Annotated in this window: 19 protein-coding genes and 1 pseudogene; 7 read left to right on the top strand and 13 right to left on the bottom strand. The window is 48.4% G+C overall.

Annotation, left to right across the window (positions count from 1 at the left end):
• Nucleotides 1–22: 22 nt before the first annotated feature.
• The 3 genes from ACTHRH_RS07940 to ACTHRH_RS07930 all read right to left on the bottom strand — a co-directional run bounded on the left by ACTHRH_RS07940 (nucleotide 23) and on the right by ACTHRH_RS07930 (nucleotide 2425).
• Nucleotides 23–775 carry an ABC transporter permease gene (locus tag ACTHRH_RS07940; RefSeq protein WP_440414920.1) on the bottom strand — a complete coding sequence of 251 codons (753 nt, stop codon included), beginning with the start codon at nucleotides 773–775 and terminating at the stop codon, nucleotides 23–25.
• Nucleotides 775–1695 (bottom strand): ABC transporter ATP-binding protein, encoded by a 921-nt coding sequence (locus ACTHRH_RS07935; protein WP_440414918.1) that lies wholly within the window; start codon nucleotides 1693–1695, stop codon nucleotides 775–777. Before ACTHRH_RS07935 ends, ACTHRH_RS07940 begins: the two co-directional genes overlap by 1 nt.
• A gap of 190 nt (nucleotides 1696–1885) precedes the next feature.
• Complete coding sequence (locus tag ACTHRH_RS07930; RefSeq protein WP_440414998.1) at nucleotides 1886–2425, bottom strand: GNAT family N-acetyltransferase; 540 nt, start codon at nucleotides 2423–2425, stop codon at nucleotides 1886–1888.
• A gap of 169 nt (nucleotides 2426–2594) precedes the next feature.
• Here ACTHRH_RS07930 and ACTHRH_RS07925 point away from each other — a divergent pair, with 169 nt between their 5' ends.
• Nucleotides 2595–3410, top strand: a complete 816-nt coding sequence (locus ACTHRH_RS07925; RefSeq protein ID WP_440414916.1) for a DUF368 domain-containing protein — start codon at nucleotides 2595–2597, stop codon at nucleotides 3408–3410.
• A gap of 206 nt (nucleotides 3411–3616) precedes the next feature.
• On the opposite strand, the gene ACTHRH_RS07920 is transcribed toward ACTHRH_RS07925, so the two are convergent.
• On the bottom strand, nucleotides 3617–4405 hold the full coding sequence (locus ACTHRH_RS07920; RefSeq protein ID WP_440414914.1) for a class I SAM-dependent methyltransferase: 789 nt from the start codon (nucleotides 4403–4405) through the stop codon (nucleotides 3617–3619).
• 270 nt (nucleotides 4406–4675) lie between these two features.
• Here ACTHRH_RS07920 and ACTHRH_RS07915 point away from each other — a divergent pair, with 270 nt between their 5' ends.
• The 3 genes from ACTHRH_RS07915 to ACTHRH_RS07905 are packed head-to-tail and all read left to right on the top strand — an operon-like array spanning nucleotide 4676 to nucleotide 6224.
• Complete coding sequence (locus tag ACTHRH_RS07915) at nucleotides 4676–5152, top strand: DUF2975 domain-containing protein (protein ID WP_440414996.1); 477 nt, start codon at nucleotides 4676–4678, stop codon at nucleotides 5150–5152.
• Nucleotides 5153–5161: 9 nt separating this feature from the next.
• The gene (locus ACTHRH_RS07910; RefSeq protein ID WP_144937308.1) at nucleotides 5162–5383 is read left to right on the top strand and encodes a helix-turn-helix domain-containing protein; all 222 of its coding nucleotides are present in this window, start codon (nucleotides 5162–5164) and stop codon (nucleotides 5381–5383) included.
• 19 nt (nucleotides 5384–5402) lie between these two features.
• Nucleotides 5403–6224: a DUF817 domain-containing protein gene (locus ACTHRH_RS07905; RefSeq protein WP_379288966.1), complete on the top strand. Its 822-nt coding sequence runs from the start codon at nucleotides 5403–5405 to the stop codon at nucleotides 6222–6224.
• Nucleotides 6225–6241: 17 nt separating this feature from the next.
• Here the strand turns inward: ACTHRH_RS07905 and ACTHRH_RS07900 are convergent.
• Nucleotides 6242–6331 (bottom strand): annotated as a pseudogene (locus ACTHRH_RS07900) (IclR family transcriptional regulator); the annotation flags it as partial.
• A 469-nt stretch (nucleotides 6332–6800) separates the two neighbouring features.
• A complete protein-coding gene (locus tag ACTHRH_RS07895) occupies nucleotides 6801–7673 on the bottom strand; it encodes a sugar phosphate isomerase/epimerase family protein (protein ID WP_379288974.1) in 873 nt (290 codons plus the stop codon).
• Between the two features lie 365 nt (nucleotides 7674–8038).
• Between ACTHRH_RS07895 and ahpC the strand changes: the two genes are divergently transcribed.
• Complete coding sequence (ahpC, locus tag ACTHRH_RS07890; protein ID WP_144933774.1) at nucleotides 8039–8602, top strand: alkyl hydroperoxide reductase subunit C; 564 nt, start codon at nucleotides 8039–8041, stop codon at nucleotides 8600–8602.
• A 13-nt stretch (nucleotides 8603–8615) separates the two neighbouring features.
• Entirely contained in the window at nucleotides 8616–10145 is a 1530-nt protein-coding gene (ahpF, locus tag ACTHRH_RS07885) for an alkyl hydroperoxide reductase subunit F (protein WP_144933773.1), read from the top strand.
• Between the two features lie 219 nt (nucleotides 10146–10364).
• Here ahpF and ACTHRH_RS07880 read toward each other — a convergent pair whose 3' ends face one another.
• The 7 genes from ACTHRH_RS07880 to ACTHRH_RS07850 all read right to left on the bottom strand — a co-directional run bounded on the left by ACTHRH_RS07880 (nucleotide 10365) and on the right by ACTHRH_RS07850 (nucleotide 17384).
• On the bottom strand, nucleotides 10365–11549 hold the full coding sequence (locus tag ACTHRH_RS07880; RefSeq protein ID WP_150960232.1) for an MFS transporter: 1185 nt from the start codon (nucleotides 11547–11549) through the stop codon (nucleotides 10365–10367).
• Between the two features lie 345 nt (nucleotides 11550–11894).
• Nucleotides 11895–12629 carry an ABC transporter permease gene (locus ACTHRH_RS07875; RefSeq protein ID WP_440414910.1) on the bottom strand — a complete coding sequence of 245 codons (735 nt, stop codon included), beginning with the start codon at nucleotides 12627–12629 and terminating at the stop codon, nucleotides 11895–11897.
• On the bottom strand, nucleotides 12622–13542 hold the full coding sequence (locus tag ACTHRH_RS07870; RefSeq protein WP_440414908.1) for an ABC transporter ATP-binding protein: 921 nt from the start codon (nucleotides 13540–13542) through the stop codon (nucleotides 12622–12624). Before ACTHRH_RS07870 ends, ACTHRH_RS07875 begins: the two co-directional genes overlap by 8 nt.
• A gap of 73 nt (nucleotides 13543–13615) precedes the next feature.
• Complete coding sequence (locus ACTHRH_RS07865; protein ID WP_440414906.1) at nucleotides 13616–14533, bottom strand: sensor histidine kinase; 918 nt, start codon at nucleotides 14531–14533, stop codon at nucleotides 13616–13618.
• 106 nt (nucleotides 14534–14639) lie between these two features.
• Nucleotides 14640–15353, bottom strand: a complete 714-nt coding sequence (locus ACTHRH_RS07860) for a response regulator transcription factor (protein ID WP_440414904.1) — start codon at nucleotides 15351–15353, stop codon at nucleotides 14640–14642.
• A gap of 127 nt (nucleotides 15354–15480) precedes the next feature.
• A complete protein-coding gene (locus ACTHRH_RS07855) occupies nucleotides 15481–16077 on the bottom strand; it encodes an undecaprenyl-diphosphatase (RefSeq protein ID WP_379288963.1) in 597 nt (198 codons plus the stop codon).
• A 116-nt stretch (nucleotides 16078–16193) separates the two neighbouring features.
• Nucleotides 16194–17384: an MFS transporter gene (locus ACTHRH_RS07850; RefSeq protein ID WP_379288961.1), complete on the bottom strand. Its 1191-nt coding sequence runs from the start codon at nucleotides 17382–17384 to the stop codon at nucleotides 16194–16196.
• Between the two features lie 222 nt (nucleotides 17385–17606).
• Here ACTHRH_RS07850 and ACTHRH_RS07845 point away from each other — a divergent pair, with 222 nt between their 5' ends.
• Nucleotides 17607–18932: a Stk1 family PASTA domain-containing Ser/Thr kinase gene (locus tag ACTHRH_RS07845; RefSeq protein WP_150960224.1), complete on the top strand. Its 1326-nt coding sequence runs from the start codon at nucleotides 17607–17609 to the stop codon at nucleotides 18930–18932.
• Nucleotides 18933–19012 lie beyond the last annotated feature (80 nt).

The raw sequence follows: 19012 nt of genomic DNA, 5'->3' as shown, positions 1-19012 counted from the left end.
CCTGCAATTTTACCTTTCCTAGTTATCGATTTTCCCATCGAAACAACAATAATGCAAGTATACAGCAAGTAATTGTGAAGCCGGCCATCACCAGCAATTCTTTACCAAGCTCCGTGAACGGCTGGCCATACCATGCTCCCCGGACCAGATCCACATAATAAGTCATCGGTATCCAGCGGCTGATGGACTGCATAACGTCGGGCAGCATGGCGAGCGGCATCGCAATTCCCGAGAGAAAGATCATGGGGAAGAACACGATCATCGCCAACCCGCTTGCCGCACCGGTCGTGCTGACCAGACCCGACAGGGCAAAACCAAGACTGAAGAAACCGATGGCTCCCATTAACAGGCTCCCGATAACCGCTGCCAGGGAGGCTGCCGTAAGCTGGACATCCCAAATGAGCTTGGCAAGAATGACGATTTCAACCGCACCGGCGACAATAAGAAAAATCCCTTGCACCGTATGGGAAGCCAGCACGGCGGACTTGCGGATCGGAGTAACCCGAAATCTTCTCAAAATACCGTTCTGTCGGTAGGTGATCATGTTAATATTAAGAGTAAACAAGGACACGGACATGACATTCATTGCGCACAATGCGGGGACATAATCATCGATATACCGGCCTCCCGGATAGATCGTACTGGGTGAATCCCCGAACATGGAACCAAACAACAGCAGCATCAGCACGGGATAAACCAGCACCCAAAAGATCGTAATCCAGTCCCGCAAATATAACCGCAGATCAAAAGCCGTCAATTTCAAAAAGGCGTTCATTACGCTCCCCTCCCCTGCTTTTCCGTCAATTCACTGAAAACTTCGTTCATCGACATCTCCTCCAGCTTCAGTCCTCTGACCACCCACTTCTCTTCATCGGCCCGGCGGTACAAATGCTGGAGGGTGAGATCCATGTCCGTCGAATGGAGCTTGATGATGCCGGACTCCCATTCGACATGAACGACATTTGTCAGCTCCGCCATGGCCTTCTGACTTGTCCGCCCGGGATTTCGGAAGCTGATCCGCTTGCCCTCTCCGAGCAACGCGATCAGATTCTCCGGCGTATCCAGCGCAATCAGGCTGCCGCGGCTCATCACCGCCACCCGGTCGCACAGCGTCTCTGCTTCTTCCATATAATGAGTGGTAACAACGATGGTCCGCCCTTCCTCTCTAAGCTGCTTGATCATCTGCCACATCTGATTGCGGGCAACCGGGTCCAAGCCCATACTCGGCTCATCTAGGAAGACAATATCCGGATCGTTAATCAGGGCGAGAGCCAACGATACCCGCTGCTTCCAGCCGCCCGACAGCGATTTGAAGTAACTGTTTAACCTATCCCTCAGCCCGAGTAAACGTATGATTCCTTCCAAGTCGGCCGTGCGATCATAGAAGGAGGAAAAGACGTTCAGAATCTCCTTCACCCTCGCATTTCCTGGGATGGATGTGGATTGGAGCAGCACACCGATCCTTTCCTTAATCTGCTGCGAATGGCTTCGGATATCTTTATTCAGCACCTTCACCGTTCCGCTATCCGCCGAACGCAGTCCTTCCATCATTTCAATCAAAGTTGTTTTACCGGCGCCATTAGGACCTACGATACCGAAGATTTCTCCCTTACCGATCTGCAGCGATACATCCCCTACAGCCAACGTAGATCCGTACCGTTTGCTCACCTTATCCAACCGGATGACAGTTTCCACCGGATGCCCCTCCTTGCATGTTCATTTTTTACTCTGAAAAACAGAGTGAATTAACTCTGTATTACAGAGTATTCTGTTTTTCAGCAAAAGTCAATGAGAAAACTCTTTGGTTACACGACACAAAAAAAGACAATAGAACAAAATAAGCTCTGATCTACTGTCTTTGCCTCTCCGGCGCGTCCCGCCTTATTTAATTTTTCCGGTATTCCATCAGCCAGCAGTCTCTGTACTCGCCTTCATGCCATTCGTGCTTCGGCAGCAGCTTGACCTTGACAAACCCGCATTTCTCATACACTTTAAGGGCCCGGACATTCCAGGTTTGCGGGTCCATTACGATTTTGCCCGCCCGCTTCTCACGGATCAAATAGTCGACCATCGATCGCACCAGCTCGGTCCCTATTCCGCGGTTCCAATAATCCGGCTCGCCGATAAACTGATCCATCCCGTATATGTTTTCGGCAAAATCGCTATAGCCGTACTCTTCTTTCTCTTCATCGCCAATCGGGTAGAATTGAATATACCCGATATCCTTGCCTTGATATTGAACTATACATGGATCGATCTCTATCGATCGGTCGTAAAATTGCTCCCTGACCGTTTCCATGGTTAAAGGCCTGTCCCGCCCTTCATAGAACTCCAACACGCGAGGATCACTCAGCCAATGCACCAGAAGCTCGGCGTCGCTTTCTTCCAGTGCCCTTACCGCAAGGTCCCCGTATCGATAATAGATCAACTTTCACTCCTCCTTTTATAGTACGGCGAGCTAAGAATGCTACTAATGGATGGGTGCGCTTCCCAAGCAGATTATGGTATAGTAATTGAGGATCGAAGTCGGACAACCCTATAAAGAAATAGAAATCAAGCAAGGCTCATATTCGGATAAAGAGAGGAAAGAGACTATGGAATGGAAGAACATTTACCGTGGGCTGCTAATGGGCATCAGCGATTTGATCCCGGGAGTCAGCGGTGGTACCATTGCCGTTGTGCTTGGTATTTATGACCGTCTGTTGGAAGCGATCAGCGGATTTTTCAGCCGCGATTGGAAACGCCACATCGGGTTTCTGATACCGCTGGCAGCAGGAATGGGAACGGCCCTCCTGCTTCTCAGCCGTCTGATCAAATATTTACTGGAGCATCACTACCAGCCAACGCAGTTCTTTTTTATCGGTCTGATCATCGGCGTCCTGCCCTTTATCTTCAGGCAATCGGAAGCCAAGCGCCATTTTAAGTTGCCGCACGTGATCGTTCTCATTCTTGCTGCGGCCCTGCTCGCTTCTATGGCATTCATTCAAACGGATAAATCCGCAGAGCCGATCACGAACTTAACGCTGCTCACGGTTGCAGGCTTGTTCTTCTCCGGCTGGCTTGCCAGTATGGCCATGCTGCTTCCGGGGATAAGCGGCTCCTTTATCCTGCTCGTTCTCGGAGTTTATTCCACGGCCATTCATGCCCTGTCCGAGCTTAATCTGCCGCTCATTGCCATTATCGGATCCGGCGTGATTGTCGGTTTTATCGTCAGCAGCAAGGGCATCCGCTATCTGCTGTCAGAGTTTCCTCACATGACTTATGCCGTCATAATCGGCCTGATTCTCGGATCTATCGTCGTCGTCTTCCCGGGCTTCACCTCCGATATGGCGACTTTGGGAATTAGCGCCATCACATTGGTGGCAGGTCTGGTCGTTGCCCTGCTGTTCGGCTCCAAGACCCGTGCTTAGCACGAATCTGGGACAAAATAAAGGCCATCACTCCTCCCGGGACAGCATTTTGCGGCTCCCTGGAGGAGCTTTTTTTACCACATAAGGAATCTTTTACAGCGTTAATACGATGTAAATATAGATTCCTATTGGCATAAAAAGCTTCCTCTAATACCGGGTTATTCATCTTCGAGATGGCTCCGTTAGGAGCTTTTTTTATCTGTCGGTCAAGAAGGCATTATCATAACCGCGACAGAATATTGATGCGGGATGGACAGGGGCTCGGGCAATGGGGACAATTCCCCTTCGATCCGGGCAATGATCCTCTCCTTTCGCTCATCCTCCACATTAGTCATCCAAGAGAGGGTTCTCATCTTGCCGCACCATTCCTCCACCATAAAGCTGAGATCGTAATCGTACTGCCATTCAGCCATCAGCTTCAGGCCGCTTTCCTCCCATTCCCGGAACCAGTTCACGGGAAAACCGTTTCTTCTTTCCTTAACCTCCCCCATAGCTCCGGCCGGCTTAATTTCAACCCCGAATTGTTTGACAATCCTGAACGTTTGCTGCGCCACATCCGATAATTGCGGAACAAAGACTGAGTTGATAACGATCAACAGGCCGTTCCTTTTGAGCAGCCGCCTCACTTCCTTTAGAACCGATCGGCGGTCGAACCAGTGCCAGGCCCTAAGAGCCGTTACAGCATCCAGGCTGCGATCGGGCAAGTCTATGCTCTCGGCGACTGAATGAATATAATGGATCGAATGGCCTTCCGCCTCATCCTGGGCTTTCGCCGCACTAATTAAGCTTATTTCCGGCTCGATCCCTGTGACCGATGCCCCTTGCCGGGCCAATGCCCTGCAGAAAATGCCGCTCCCCGCACCCAAATCCGCCACGGCCTTACCGGAGAATTCGATATTTCTGCGCCTAAACTGCTCGAAGATGACCTCCGGCAGCTCATCCCGATACTTGGAATACTCTTTAGACACTCGGCCAAAGTTCACTTGATTTGACATCGGATCACCTCAAACCCAACTTACAACTTTATCCATAAAAAGTAAAACGGATTATTTCTTTCACTTGTATAAATAAATTTTATGGTCGGCAAGAGGAGCATGCTTAATTGAAGGCACGCCCCTTTTCAAGAGATACGCCAGCCATTAGCAACAGGCCGACATCACCTGAAAAATAATAAATATTTATCGTGTATAGCTAAAAATATATTGATATTCGATAAATAAAATGATATTCTACTGCCATTAACGGAGGGTGAAGTGCTCCATGAGATGATACGAGGAAAAACCATTTTCCTGAAAATCGCTGTTGTCGTTATTGGTATGATTGCTCTTGTACTGTTTATTTTTTGGTTGCCGGGTTTGGCTAGAAGCACAGCAGAGATGAATCCCGATTATGCCTATTTGAGATATCCTGTGCCCGCAGGTGTGTATATTTCGGCCATACCGTTTTATTTTGCACTGTACCAAGCTTTAAAACTGTTGCATTACATTGAAAACAATAATGCTTTCTCTGAACATGCCATAGCTTCATTGAAATCTATTAAATATTGCGCCGTTGCGATAATTCTATTGTATGCCGTCGGTTTTGCGCTCCTTAGATTCCAGATCGCCTTCCATTATTCCATTGCAATCATTGGAGCCATCGTTATCTTTGCTACTTCTGCTGTAGCCGTCTTCGCAGCCGTTCTCCAGGAACTGTTAACAAATGCATTAGAAATCAAATCGGAAAACGATTTGACCGTCTGAGGTGTACATATGGCCATTCTTATCCATATCGATGTCATGCTGGCAAAAAGAAAAATGAGCGTCACCGAGCTTTCAGAAAAGGTAGGGATCACTATGGCAAACCTTTCCATACTGAAAAATGGAAAGGCGAAGGCGGTTCGCTTTTCCACTTTAGAAAAAATATGCGAAGTGCTGGATTGTCAGCCCGGGGATATCCTGGAGTATTCCAAGGATGCTCCTGAAGACATCTAACAATTCATAGGAGGCGCTAATGCAAACAGAACAATCGAAGGGCGCAGGAGCAAAGACTCAGCGCCGAACCTATGCCCAGTCCTTCCTGCAGTTGCTTCATTTCGGTTATCAGCAGGCGATGAGCTGCATATTCCCGGTGGCGATTTTCGGAACGTTGGCCGTCTCCAAATGGATTGATGTACCGTTCATCCATAGATATGATCTCATTTTACTCGTGCTGATTATCGTACAATACTTGATGTATCGCAGCCGCTTGGAGACACTCGATGAAATCAAGGTTATTTGCGTATTCCATATCATCGGCCTGATGTTGGAGCTGTATAAAGTTCATATGGGCTCCTGGTCCTATCCCGAACCGGGGTATACGAAATGGCTCGGTGTTCCGCTATATAGCGGTTTTATGTACGCCAGTGTGGCGAGCTACATGTGTCAAGTATGGAGGCGGCTCAAGATGGATATGTCCGGCTGGCCGGGAATGGTGCCTGCCGTCGTGCTTGGCGCGGCGATTTATGCGAACTTCTTCACCCATCATTTCATTCCCGATTTTCGCTGGCTCCTCATGGCGCTCGTGCCTGTTGTTTTTTGGAAAACATGGATTTGGTACACCGTTCGCACTACGACTTACCGGATGCCGCTTACGGCAGCCTTCCTGCTCGTCGGCTTTTTCATCTGGCTGGCAGAAAACATCGCAACCTACTTCGGGGCATGGAAATATCCGAACCAACAAGAAACATGGCAGCTCGTAGGCTTTGGCAAAATCAGCTCGTGGTTTCTCCTTGTCATCATCAGCGTCATTATCGTGGCACAGTTGAAGCACGTGAAAGCGAATCGGAGCAAATAAGGGATCGTCCCAAATCTGGAGGCGCCGACATACAAAGGCATTCTTACGCCCGCCCGGGCCAATCTGCGGATCGCCTGATTGCTCTGCATCGTTTGGATGCGAATCCTCGGACAAGGATGCCCAAAGACGAGCGAAAGTACATTAGAATCCCGCCTTTTTACAACAAAAGAGCGAAAGACGCGCAAATGTGCAGGTCTTTTTGGCAAAATGGAGCGATTTCGCAAAAATCGCTCCAAAGACCTGTATTATGGTTCTAGAATTAGGCATGTCGCCGTTTTTTCGAGAAAAGACCTGCATAATCGCTCTAGAATTAGGCATGTCGCCGTTTTTTCGAGAAAAGACCTGCATAATCGCTCTAGAATTAAGCATGTCGCCGTTTTTTCGGGAAAGACCTGCATAGTCGCTCTAGAATTAAGCATGTCACCGTTTTTTTCTGGAAAAGACCTGCATAATCGCTCTAGAATTAGGCATGTCGCCGTTTTTTCGGGGAAAGACCTGCATAATCGCTCTAGAATTAGGCATGTCGCCACTTTTTCACCAAATGGAGCGATTTCAGAATTACTCTGACAGGACGCCTTATGCCTCTTCCCAGAAGCGCCGCAAATTGTCCATCGATATTTTGGAGGCCAGCTTGCATTCCTCCATGCCTTCAAATTCTACTGTAATATATCCGTCGTATCCGAAATCCTTGATCAGCTTGACGATTTTGCGGATCGGCATATCCCCCTGTCCCAAGATCGCTCCTCTTAAATAGTTGCCGTAAGCCGTTCGGAACCAGGCCCCCTCACCCGGGTACTCATCGAAAGGCCGAAAATAGAAATCCTTGAAGTGAATGAGAGAGGCATAGGGCAGATTGTTCATCACTCCGATAATTGGATTTTCGTCGACACACAGGAAGTTTCCGACATCCAGCGTCGTCTTGAAGTTCGGACGGTCTACCGCATGCAGAACACGTTGAACCCGGTCGCTCGCCTGTACGCAGAAGCCATGGTTTTCGATCGTAGTCGTGATCCCGAATTGTGCGGCGTAATCGGCAATGATCCGGCTGCCTTTCACCATAAGCGGCAAGCTTTCCTCAAACCAGGCGATCGTCATCTGCTCCTTCGGCAGGGTAAAAGCCGTTACATCATGACGCATATGCTTAACTCCCATCCGATGCACGACATCGACATGTCTCTTGACGCGGGCCACCTCTGCCTCGAAGGCTTCCTCCGTTTCTTGAACGAAGTTCGCAGGCATGGAGTAATTAGACAGCTCGATGCCGACCGCTTCCGCCTTCTCGCGAATCGCATCCGCCAAGTCATGGTTGTCCTCGACGGTATATCCGTAAGGAACCATCTCCATATGCTCTCCGCCGTTGTCGGCGATCCATTGGATGGCATCCAGGATCGTCATTTCCCCCGATTTCAAAGCTTTCAATAAACTATAGCTGCTAAGACCGACCTTCATCATATCCAGCCTCCTCTCCTATTTAAAGAAAGCGCATTCATCCCTCTTGTCCATAATATCCCATATTCCAACAATATGCTATCGGCCCATGCTTCATTCACTACCTTGAAAATCCGTCTATTTTTCATTTTCTGACGGTGCCCTGCAAGAAGGAAAGACACGTCTAATTGGAAGTAGGATTCCGTTCCTTCATTAATGTTTTTCCTTCCCCTTCACCGCTGCGCACTCTTCATTGTTCAGTTTTTTGAGGCTTGATTAGCGGGTCCTTTTTGGTTTCATTTTCTGCTCGAACTTGACAAATGCACTGAAGATAATTAATATCAAATTATAATTATTACAAACAATTGAAGGAGGAAATATTAATCATGTCTCTTATTGGAAAAGAAGTACTACCTTTTAAAGCTCAAGCATACCACAATGGTCAGTTCATCGAAGTTACAGACGCCGACTTCAAAGGCAAGTGGAGTATCGTATGCTTCTACCCGGCGGACTTTACGTTCGTTTGCCCGACCGAGCTGGAGGATCTGCAGAATCAATACGAAACGCTGAAGCAGCTCGGCGTTGAAGTGTACTCCGTATCGACGGATACCCATTTCACACATAAGGCATGGCACGATAGCTCGGAAACTATCGGAAAAATTACTTACGTTATGATCGGGGATCCTTCGCACACGATTTCCCGCAACTTCGAAGTGCTGAATGAAGAAGATGGACTTGCTGATCGCGGAACGTTTATCATTGACCCGGACGGCGTCATTCAAGCGGTAGAAATTAACGCCGGCGGCATCGGCCGTGATGCAAGCACTTTGATCAACAAGATTAAAGCTGCGCAATACGTCCGCAACAATCCGGGAGAGGTTTGCCCGGCGAAATGGCAGGAAGGATCTGCTACACTTAAGCCTAGTCTTGATCTCGTAGGAAAGATTTAAGGAGCGATAAATTATGGCACTGGACGCGGATATAAAAGCACAATTAGCACAATATCTTCAACTTATGGAAGGCGATGTAGTGCTAAAGGTCAGCGCGGAGTCCGATGCCGTATCCAATGACATGCTGGCTTTGGTCGATGAAATCGCCGGCATGTCATCCAAAATTACGGTGGAGAAAGCTCGATTGCCTAGAACACCTAGTTTTAGTGTAAATCGTGTGGGCGAAGACACTGGCGTGACGTTTGCCGGAATTCCTTTGGGACATGAGTTTACTTCCCTCGTGTTAGCTTTGCTGCAGGTCAGCGGAAGAGCTCCCAAGGTGGATCAAAACATAATTGATCAAATCAAAAACATTCCCGGCGAATATCACTTTGAATCCTACATCAGCTTGACTTGCCAAAACTGTCCTGACGTTGTACAGGCATTGAACTTGATGAGCATCCTCAATCCCGGCATCACGCATACCATGATTGATGGAGCGGCCTTCAAGGAAGAGGCAGAAAGCAAAAATATTATGGCCGTGCCGACGGTCCTCCTCAATGGAGAATTTTTTAGCAGCGGCCGCATGACGCTGGAGGAAATTCTCGCCAAGCTGGGGAACGCTCCGGACGCATCGGAATTTGAGAATAAAGCTCCCTTCGATGTGCTTGTGGTCGGAGGCGGACCTGCCGGTGCCAGCGCAGCCATCTATGCGGCGCGCAAAGGCATTCGTACCGGTATTGTAGCTGAACGCTTCGGCGGTCAGGTCCTGGATACTTTAGGCATTGAGAACTTCATCGGCGTTAAATATACCGAAGGTCCCAAGCTCGCGGCAACGATTGAAGAGCATGTGAAAGAGTATAACATTGACATCATGAAGACTCAGCGTGCCAAGAGTTTGCAGAAGAGAGACTTTATCGAGGTTGAACTTGAAAACGGCGCTGTCTTAAAGAGCAAGACCGTTATCATTTCGACAGGCGCCCGGTGGCGCAATGTCGGCGTACCCGGCGAGGCCGAGTACAAGAACAAAGGCGTGGCCTACTGCCCTCACTGTGACGGTCCTTTGTTCACCGGCAAGCACGTTGCGGTCATCGGCGGAGGAAACTCCGGTATTGAGGCCGCTATCGATCTTGCCGGCATTGTGAAGCACGTTACGGTTCTTGAGTTCATGCCAGAGCTGAAGGCGGATGCCGTACTGCAAGACCGTCTGTACAGCCTGCCTAACGTAACCGTCCTGAAGAACGTTCAAACCAAGGAAATCACCGGAGACGATAAAGTAAACGGCATTACCTACATCGAACGGGATACGGGAGCTGAACAGCATATTGAGCTGCAAGGCGTATTTGTTCAGATTGGCCTTGTCCCCAATACCGATTGGCTGGGAGATACCGTTGAACGCACTCGCTTCGGGGAGATCGTTGTCGATCGCCATGGTGCCACTAACGTTCCTGGAGTATTTGCTGCCGGCGACTGTACCGACAGTCCCTACAAGCAGATCATTATTTCGATGGGCTCCGGCGCTAATGCGGCCTTGGGCGCATTCGATTATCTCATCCGGAATTAATCGAACTAACTTATTAACATTCAGGAAGTCGCCTTAACTGCCTATCAGGCAGCATGGCGGCTTTCTTTTTTTCCTGGTTACAGCCCTCTTGTCCCTTGTCTCGGATTGCTTGCCCGGGAATCAATACAATGCCCCTATTCGAACCCGGTACATTACCGAGCCTCATAGGGGCATTTTTTACGACATAAGAATCTTTAAGTTCATTAAGTCTTATTACGGTCAGACCGCCGTCAAGCCGGGTTTGGACGCGGAATCGGCTTTTCTCGCAGCACTTTGCTCGACGATCAGGAATACCAATCCCATCAACGTTAGGAACGGCGCTACAATAGCCAGCATCGACAGGCTCAAATGCGTCACTACCAATCCGCCGATGAAAGCGCCAAGGGCGTTGCCGATGTTAAATGCCGATTGATTCAACGTACTGGCCAGGATGGGCGCATCTTTGGACACCAGCGTGCTTTTATACTGAAGTGAAGGGCTCATACTAAAACCGATCAGGCCAAATACGAAAACACCTGCAACCATGACCAAGCTGTGCTGTTGTATAAAATAGAGCAATCCGAAATAGAGCGTGAAGACGATAAATATTACGCGCAACGCTGTATTTAAATCCCGGTCGGCCAGCTTGCCCCCAATGATATTCCCCAGAGTAACGCCGATCCCGAATATAATCAAGATCAATGAAATCCACTTGGCTTCAATATGTGAAACATCTGTCAAAATCTTCGAAATATACGTAAAGTATGCAAAGACACTGCTAAAACCAAACAAAGTTACCATCAGGGTCAACCATAGTTTTCTATCCGTCAGCACTTTAAGCTCTGCAGATAACGGCACCCGATTGGTCTCATCCGCTTGCGGCACGAATTTGACAATGCCCAGCAGTGTAAACAATCCTATAATACTGATGATGACAAACGTCATCTTCCATCCAAAGTTTTGACCTATAAGAGTACCGAATGGAACACCGATAATATTGCTCAATGTAAGCCCGGTAAACATCAGAGCCATGGCGCTTGCTCTATATTGCGGTTTGACCATGCTCGCTGCAAGAATCGACCCGATGCCGAAGAAAGAACCATGCGCCAACGCCGTAATGACACGGCTCGTCATAAGCAAACTGTAGCTTGCGCTCAAGGCGCTGAACAAATTTCCAACAATAAAAATAATCATTAACAGAAGGAGCAGATTCTTTCGGTTTAACTTATACGTCAATATAACGATGATCGGGCCGCCAATGGCAACGCCAAGTGCGTAGCCGGTTATTAATTGTCCCGCTTGGCTGATGGATACGTTGAGATCCCCGGCGACATTGGGCAGTAAGCCCATAATAACAAATTCCGTCATCCCGATGGCAAAAGCACCCAGAGATAACATCCAGATAGCTATAGGATATTTTTTCATTGTGAGTGTCCCTTCTTGATGTCATACAGATTCAAATTATAGAAGAAGTCCAGCCGGGATACAAGACATGTTTACAAAGTCTTAATAATCAGATACTACTCATTGCCTTCCAAAATAAAGAAGCAGCCAACGCCAGCCCATCCACAAATATACCTTATCAAATTAAAAATAACCTAACAGCGGACTAGGCCCACTAATTAGGTTAAAGGTTGCAAACACTCCTCGCTTTATATGAAGAGTTCCTGCGTTATAGGGCTTCTTCGTTCCTTCCCTGCCCTTCCCTATGCAGATTCGATCACTGGATCCATTGAAGCATCGTTCGATCATAAATCGCTGCGGAGCGGCTCAATGAATGTCGGCCTTGCGGAAGTAAAGGACGGTGGCGGTGAATCCGGCTATGGAGGTAATTATAATCGCCAAATACGAATAGGACGGCGGATACTCGGGAAAAAATGCATGGTCCCCTATCACATGTGCAGCCGACCAGGGAAACAGAGCGCTGTATTTTTTATCCGCCAGCGCCACGTTGATCATCGTAATTACTGATGTAAATATAATCGTAGGCACATAATTTTTGAACAGAAAGGTAACAAACATCGTTGGAGTAGACAGGAGAAACAGCAGGCCGGCTCCAAGTGTATATTGTTTCAGCGATTGGAGTAACACGCCGGTGCTCAATCCCTCGAACTGCCCGACAAGCGCCAGGACAAAAGTCAGTCCCCAAGCGACCAAAGTCAAGGCCATAATCCAAAGAAACAGCATCACCATTTTGCTTACAATCAGGCCGGTTCTGGACACGGGGATGGTTAGCAGATTTTTTAACGTGTCTTCCGTAAATTCGCGATTAAACAGAAATGCCGTGATGACCCCATAAAGAAGATTTCCGATGAGCAGAAGAATATACATATTGGTATTGTAAAAGGATAGCTCGAAAGTAATAGCCGTATCGGGTTGCTGACTCTTCATATTTAAAAAACCGATAAACATCATAATAGGAGCCGCCGACGCGCCAATCACGCTGACCAAAAACATTTTCGCCCGCTTAAGCTTTAACATTTCCGTGTACAGCAGATTAACCAACCGTCCCACCCCCTATCAACTTAATAAAATAATCCTCCAGCCGGTCCTCGCTCGTCGTTATTTTGAACACATCAATCCCATGCTCCACGAACAACTTATTCAGTTTGCTTTGCTCTCCAATATGGCTGTATACCCGTATATTTCCTTCGTCATGAACTTCATAATCGAAGATGGCAAAATGTTTCTCCATGAGCATCGCGGCTTTGCTTTCGTCGGAGACTTGAAACTCGAGATATTTGCGGTTTCTCTTCCTAAGCTCGTTGAACGAGATTTCTTCAAGCAGCTTCCCCTGATGGATAATGCCAATATGATCGGCCAACTGCTCCACTTCGGTTAAGATGTGGCTGGAGATCAGAATCGTAATCTTCCTCTCTTCCGCCAAAGATTTAATGAGCCTGCGGATTTCTTTAATTCCAATGGGATCCAAGCCGTTGGTAGGCTCGTCCAGGATTAACAATTCCGGATGGTGAAGGATCGCTCTGGCAATCCCCAGTCTCTGCTTCATCCCCAACGAAAATTGACCGACCCGCTTTTTCGTTTCCGCCTGAAGTCCGGCAATCTCCAGCGCTTCTTCCACAGCATTTTTCTTATGAACGCCCTTCAGTTTTGCATGGATGAGCAGATTTTCCCGAGCCGTCAAATTTTCATAAAACCCGGAAAACTCCACAATCGAGCCGATTCTCTTTAAAATGTCTCTTTGCTTTTCCAATAAGTTTTCTCCGAAAATTTCGATCTGGCCTTGCGTAGGCTTGATTAAGCCCAGAAGCATCCGGATGGTCGTCGTCTTTCCCGCGCCATTCTGGCCAAGAAAACCGTAAATCTGCCCCTGATTCACATTCATCTGCAGATTGTCGACGGCTATCTGATCGCCGTAAGCTTTGGTTAATCGAATGGTTTTGATAACTGCAGTCATGGCTTCCTCCCTGTTCTCATGATTCTTAGTTAACAGGATAAGCAAGCGATTTTAAATGCCTCTTAACCAGTTCTTAATTGTTCCTTAACTCCTGCGGGTTTTTGGGGAGAGCAAAGCCAAACGCCGTTCGCACTCCCGGCTTGCTTTCCGCCCATATGGTTCCGGAATGTTTTTCTACAAGCGCCTTGGCGATTGCCAAGCCCAGCCCGCTCCCGCCATTCGTAGAGTTCCGCGATCGGTCCGCGCTGTACATCCGCTCGAACACGTTCGGCAATTCGTCTTCTTTCATCCCCGGCCCTTGGTCCCATACGACAAGCCGATACTCTTCCGCATGTTCCTCCAATTCGACGCCCAACACTTTACCGGTCTTTCCGTACTGGACCGCATTTCTGATCAAATTATTGAGGATTCGCAGCAAGCTTAAGCGATCTGCCAGGATCATACATTTTTTATCCGGAACACGGGCTTTCAACTCCATTTGGCATCTTTTCATCTCCGGCAAAAAGGCAATAACCGCTTCCCTGGCGATTTCCGCCAAATCCAGCCATTCCCATTTCAACGGGATTTCATCGGCATCCAGCTTGGCCAAATGGAAGATTTCGTCGGTCAATTGCTTTAACGCGTTTGCCTTCCTGGACACAATGTCAAGATATTCGCGCTGCTCCTCTTTAGAAGCGGCCACATCATCCTTAAGAGCGTCCAAATATCCGATAATCGATGTAAGAGGAGTTCGAATATCGTGGGAAATGTTGGACAAGAGACTTTTGCGCGCCGCCTCGGAATGAATCGTCCTTATTTGAAGCTTGGCTAGCTGTTCTATCAATTCATTAATGGCGAAGACCACTTCTGCGAATAGCGGGTCGTCATTCGCTAATATTCTTGTGTTCACATTGCCGGCGATCGCCCGTTTCAACGCCGCTGCCATTGCCTTCAGGTTCGTCAGAAATTGCACTCTTAACAGCAGCAGAATGGCGGTTACCGTTATAAGCACCGTAAATAAAACCCCTCGAAAGCTTCCAAGGGGTTGTTCTCTCCAATCCAAGATAAGAAGGACCGTTATCACGAGCAATTGAACAAAGAGGAGCAGGATATTCCGGTCAAGGTTCATCTTGTTCACCTACAAATTTATACCCGATCCCCCATACGGTCTGAATCCACTTCGGATCGGACGGATCATCTTCGATCTTCTTTCTCAGCTTTCGGATGTGAACCATAACGGTATTATCATCTTCCAGATACTCGCTGTCCCAAACCTGGCGAAACAGTTGAGTTTTCGTAAAGACCTGTTCCGGATGTGAGGCAAAGAACTTAAGCAATTCAAATTCTTTCGCCGTCAACATCACTTCTTCTCCGGCACGCTTGACCGTATAATTTTTCAAATCAATCGCCAGGTTTTTGAAACGGAGCACCGTTTCCTGAGGAGCACCGCTCTCGCTGCCCAGGATCAGGAAGCGCCGCAATTGGGCTTTCACCCGGGCTATCAGTTCATGGATACTGAACGGTTTCGTAATATAATCATCCGCCCCCATGCCCAAGCCTAACACCTTTTCCGCCTCTTGATCCTTGGCTGTGAGCATAATAATGGGGATATTCGTTTGGTTCCGCAGTCTTCTGCATACCTCGATGCCATCCATCTTCGGCATCATCAGGTCCAACAGGATAAGATTATATGAATATTGCTCAAACAGGCGAAGGGTTTCCTCCCCATCGGCTGCCGTATGTACGCAATACCGTTCTCTTTCCAAATATTTTTTCACCAAATCTCTAATTTCCTTCTCATCATCGGCTACAAGCACCCGAATGGCTTTCATACTCTCACCCGTTCCTTACCGAAATTGGATTTCTGTCCTCCCAAGTATACACCAGGTTCGGCTGCGAGTTTAAGATTGGGCCATCGGCAATATTTCCACCAGAACGTCAGCCTGCCCGAAGGTAATCCTATGCGTCTTTCGATTTGCTTCTCGAAGGCAGGATACGCTGCTCTATTTGCACGTACCATCCAAGACATTTCGCCAACAAAGCCGACTTGGACTCAATCCAATAAACAAATACAGCCGAAAGGATGCCTAAACATGCACCTACAGCGATATCAACCGGGTAATGTACACCAACCCATACGCGGGAAACGGCCACACAGCAGGCAAGCACGAGCCACAACCAGCCCGACTTCTTGCGAAATAGCCAATAGGACATGCAAATCGAGAAAAACAAAATCGTGTGATCGCTCGGAAAGGAATTATCGATTTCGTGTTCGATAAGCTGGTTCACTTCGGGCAGCACGGCGAACGGTTGATTATGGTAATAGATCAGACCAGCCGTTTTCCCCAGAATTTCAGCAATGATGAAGGAGATGCCCCCTTGAAGAACCATCATTCTATTTTGTACCGAGCGAGTAATCCAGTAGATCATCATGCTTACCGCCAGAATATACACCATGTATTCGGCCAAGAAAACGACGGCGGGATTAAGAACCGAATACTGCTTGCCCAAGTCATTAATCCAGCGAAAAACATCCGAATGAAATTGGGAAATCATGCTGCAGCTCCTCCTTTTTTTTAAAGCTAGACTAGTTCAGTATAAAAAGGAGGTATTAATTGCAACTTAACAAATTCTTAATCATTTCTTAAAAGAAGGAATTTGCTAGGGGACAGTCAGTTCTTATTCTTGTTTTGTTTGTTTTCATGTGAAGAAATCAGCTTGCTCTCGGGCAGCAGCAAATAAAAGATAGCGATGATCATTAACATTCCGGCACTGAGCATTACCGTTGTCGTCCCCGCATACCGGCTGGCGACCCATCCGCCTATGGCCGGGCCGATCATAATGCCGATCCCTTCAATGCCGGAGAGAATGCCCCAGCCCATGCCCTTCTGCTCTTTGGGCACGGCATAAGAGAGAACCGCATTCCAGGCCGGAAGGACCGCCGAATAGGCCAGACCTAGCAATAACGCCAGCAGCATGGTCAGATAGACAGACCGGGAGCCAACCACCAGGTACAAGATGACCGTTAGCGAGAGAAAGCCGATTCCCAGCATCCTCTTATGCCCCCACCGGTCAGCCAGCTTGCCCATCGGAATCAGGAACAGGATGGCCCCCGCTCCTCCCAGCAGCAGCATGAACGAATATTCCGCCTGGCTCATTCCCAGATGCTCAGATACGAAGCTGGGCAGAATCGGCAGAAGCAGACCTGCGGCCATCATCTGCAGGATCATTCCCGGGAGCAGCCATTTCAGTCTGGCCAGACGGCTCCATAGTTGGTGTAAGGAAACGTCCGCCCTCTCCATTGGAGCCCTGTTCCTCTTCATCGTCCATAGCGAACAGACAAAACCGGCCGCAAGCAGAAGGATAAACAGAAAGAAGGATGCTGCATATCCTTGGTCCAGTGTAAAATTGACAAGGATCGGCCCGAGACCGAGACTTGCCATCCATATAGTGTAGATGGTCCCCATCTGTTCCGCCCGCTGATTCTCTTTGACTTGGCCGAGGCAAATCAGCCAGACGGGAGAAGCGCCGATTCCGAGCAAGGCCGAACCGGCAATCAAGAGCCATACATGCGTGCTATAGAAAAAGATTAAAAATCCGGACAGCATTATGACAAAAGTGGCCGGAAGCAGCCAGCGAAGCGGAAAGCGGTCCAGCAAATAACCTGCCAAGCCTTTAACGACCGTATCTGCGATATAATGAACCGAAACCGCCAGACCGACTATGGCTACCGAATGGCCGAGTGAACGGACGGCATAATTGGGCAGAAAAGAAAACAAAAAGGCACTGCGGACAAATTCCGTACAAAACAAAACGACAGCCAGGGTAAGAATGGACCGTCCGGCCTTAGGGATTGCAATCATCTCTAGCAGCACTCCTTTCCATAACCGGTTGAGCTTGAGCAACCAGCGGAAGCTGTAAACACAAATTGCAGGATATCCCCAGTATACCCGAGATGACCGCCGGAATTCCTCCCGCTTCATCAAATCTTAATGAATCGGGACTTCATTCTAACAGGACTCTGTCCATATTCAACCGCTCTATGATAATATGATAGGAGTGGATATGAGGAGGAACAGAAAATTATGGAGTTAATTATCGGAAACCGATATGTTCTGATAAAGCAACTGGTATCCTTGACTGAAGGATTTATATACAGCGCTAAAGATATGTCGCTTAGACGAGAGGTTCTTCTGTTTATAGCGAAGAAACCTTGGGAATCGGCGGCCGATGCCTATTTCAAATCGATCGGGGAAGCCGCACGGATAGATGACAACCGGTTCATCCCCATTCTTGACGCCGGAATAGATAAAGAATATGTATTTGTATCCCTGCATGCCTGTGAAGGGCAGCCGCTCATCAGCGTATTGGATCAGACTGTCCGGACTTCGCAGGATATCCTTGCCATTATTTTCGATCTGGGCCGGGGATTGCAGGAGGCCAAGGAGAATCATGCCGCTTTCTTTTCCGTTACGGCCGAGAATATATGGTCTCACAATGGTACCTACAAGTTTATTCAATATTGGTCGGAAGACGCCAAGAACCGGCAGGGTGTCAGAGGGCTGTGCTTTCTTCTTTATCAGCTGTGCGCGCGTTCTTCGGAAATCCCTGCCGACATTTACGATCTCGAGCAGCAAATTCGGACCAGCATGAAGGATTTGCCGGCGGCCCATCTGCAGAAACTGCTCGCTATCGTCCGGCGCGCCATGAACGGTGAGGAATCGCTGTCCGCATTTCTGTTTAATATGCACGAGCTTCTGATCGGGCAGGAAGCCCTTCCCCACTCTGGCCTTCCTCCGAAAGAAGCCGGCCCGATGGAGAAGCAGGAGCCGGTATTAACTGAGGAAGTCGATGAAGAGCCGGAAGAAGAGGCGGATGAAAAACCGGCCGGCAGAACACGCAACAAGACTTCCCGGAAAGTGATCTTTATAACCGGGCTGTCCTTTATTTGTCTTGTCCTGATTGCAGGAATCATGATCCAGAAGACGCGTGGGATTGATCATGCCCACGTTCGCCCTTCCCCTACCTCTACAGCAGGGAAGGATCAGAACCCTCCGAATAACAGCGGAGGCGAGCAGCAAGAGAAGCCGGCAGTCACACCAACCCCTAAGCCTAAAGAAGAGGATAAAGGGGCAAACGAGCAGCCAAACCCGGATTCAGATCAGCCGGCCGATGAAGATCAACAACCGGACCAGACAGGCAGCGATCCGGAGCAAGCAGAGGTTGCGGTGCCTGACTTGTTCGGCCTTACACAGCAAGAGGCGGAGCAGCTTCTGCTGTCGAAACAGCTAAAGTATAAATTTTTTATCGAAAATGACGATCATCCGCAGGGAACCGTGTTTAATCAGGAACCGGCAGCGGATGAGGAAGTTCCGAAGGGGACTAGAGTTACATTTTGGGTAAACCGTTAATGTGGTGTAGCTTCGACCAAAAAGCTCCTATCGAAGCTCTGTAGATACAAAAAAACTCACACCATGAAATTCCTTCATGG

Source organism: Paenibacillus sp. SAFN-117 (assembly GCF_051966115.1).
Lineage (GTDB): Bacteria > Bacillota > Bacilli > Paenibacillales > NBRC-103111 > Paenibacillus_L > Paenibacillus_L residui.
Note: the sequence above shows the minus strand (reverse complement) of the source record. Positions and strands in the feature narration are given on the sequence as shown.

Bases quoted from the DNA above. Each gene is read 5' to 3' on its own strand.
- ACTHRH_RS07880 (WP_150960232.1), bottom strand. From the start codon at position 11,549: ATGAAAAAATATCCTATAGCTATCTGGATGTTATCTCTGGGTGCTTTT.
- ACTHRH_RS07915 (WP_440414996.1), top strand. From the start codon at position 4,676: ATGATACGAGGAAAAACCATTTTCCTGAAAATCGCTGTTGTCGTTATT.
- ACTHRH_RS07845 (WP_150960224.1), top strand. From the start codon at position 17,607: ATGGAGTTAATTATCGGAAACCGATATGTTCTGATAAAGCAACTGGTA.
- ACTHRH_RS07940 (WP_440414920.1), bottom strand. From the start codon at position 775: ATGAACGCCTTTTTGAAATTGACGGCTTTTGATCTGCGGTTATATTTG.
- ACTHRH_RS07920 (WP_440414914.1), bottom strand. From the start codon at position 4,405: ATGTCAAATCAAGTGAACTTTGGCCGAGTGTCTAAAGAGTATTCCAAG.
- ACTHRH_RS07855 (WP_379288963.1), bottom strand. From the start codon at position 16,077: ATGATTTCCCAATTTCATTCGGATGTTTTTCGCTGGATTAATGACTTG.
- ACTHRH_RS07870 (WP_440414908.1), bottom strand. From the start codon at position 13,542: ATGACTGCAGTTATCAAAACCATTCGATTAACCAAAGCTTACGGCGAT.
- ACTHRH_RS07895 (WP_379288974.1), bottom strand. From the start codon at position 7,673: ATGAAGGTCGGTCTTAGCAGCTATAGTTTATTGAAAGCTTTGAAATCG.
- ahpF (WP_144933773.1), top strand. From the start codon at position 8,616: ATGGCACTGGACGCGGATATAAAAGCACAATTAGCACAATATCTTCAA.
- ahpC (WP_144933774.1), top strand. From the start codon at position 8,039: ATGTCTCTTATTGGAAAAGAAGTACTACCTTTTAAAGCTCAAGCATAC.
- ACTHRH_RS07910 (WP_144937308.1), top strand. From the start codon at position 5,162: ATGGCCATTCTTATCCATATCGATGTCATGCTGGCAAAAAGAAAAATG.
- ACTHRH_RS07850 (WP_379288961.1), bottom strand. From the start codon at position 17,384: ATGATTGCAATCCCTAAGGCCGGACGGTCCATTCTTACCCTGGCTGTC.
- ACTHRH_RS07905 (WP_379288966.1), top strand. From the start codon at position 5,403: ATGCAAACAGAACAATCGAAGGGCGCAGGAGCAAAGACTCAGCGCCGA.
- ACTHRH_RS07925 (WP_440414916.1), top strand. From the start codon at position 2,595: ATGGAATGGAAGAACATTTACCGTGGGCTGCTAATGGGCATCAGCGAT.
- ACTHRH_RS07860 (WP_440414904.1), bottom strand. From the start codon at position 15,353: ATGAAAGCCATTCGGGTGCTTGTAGCCGATGATGAGAAGGAAATTAGA.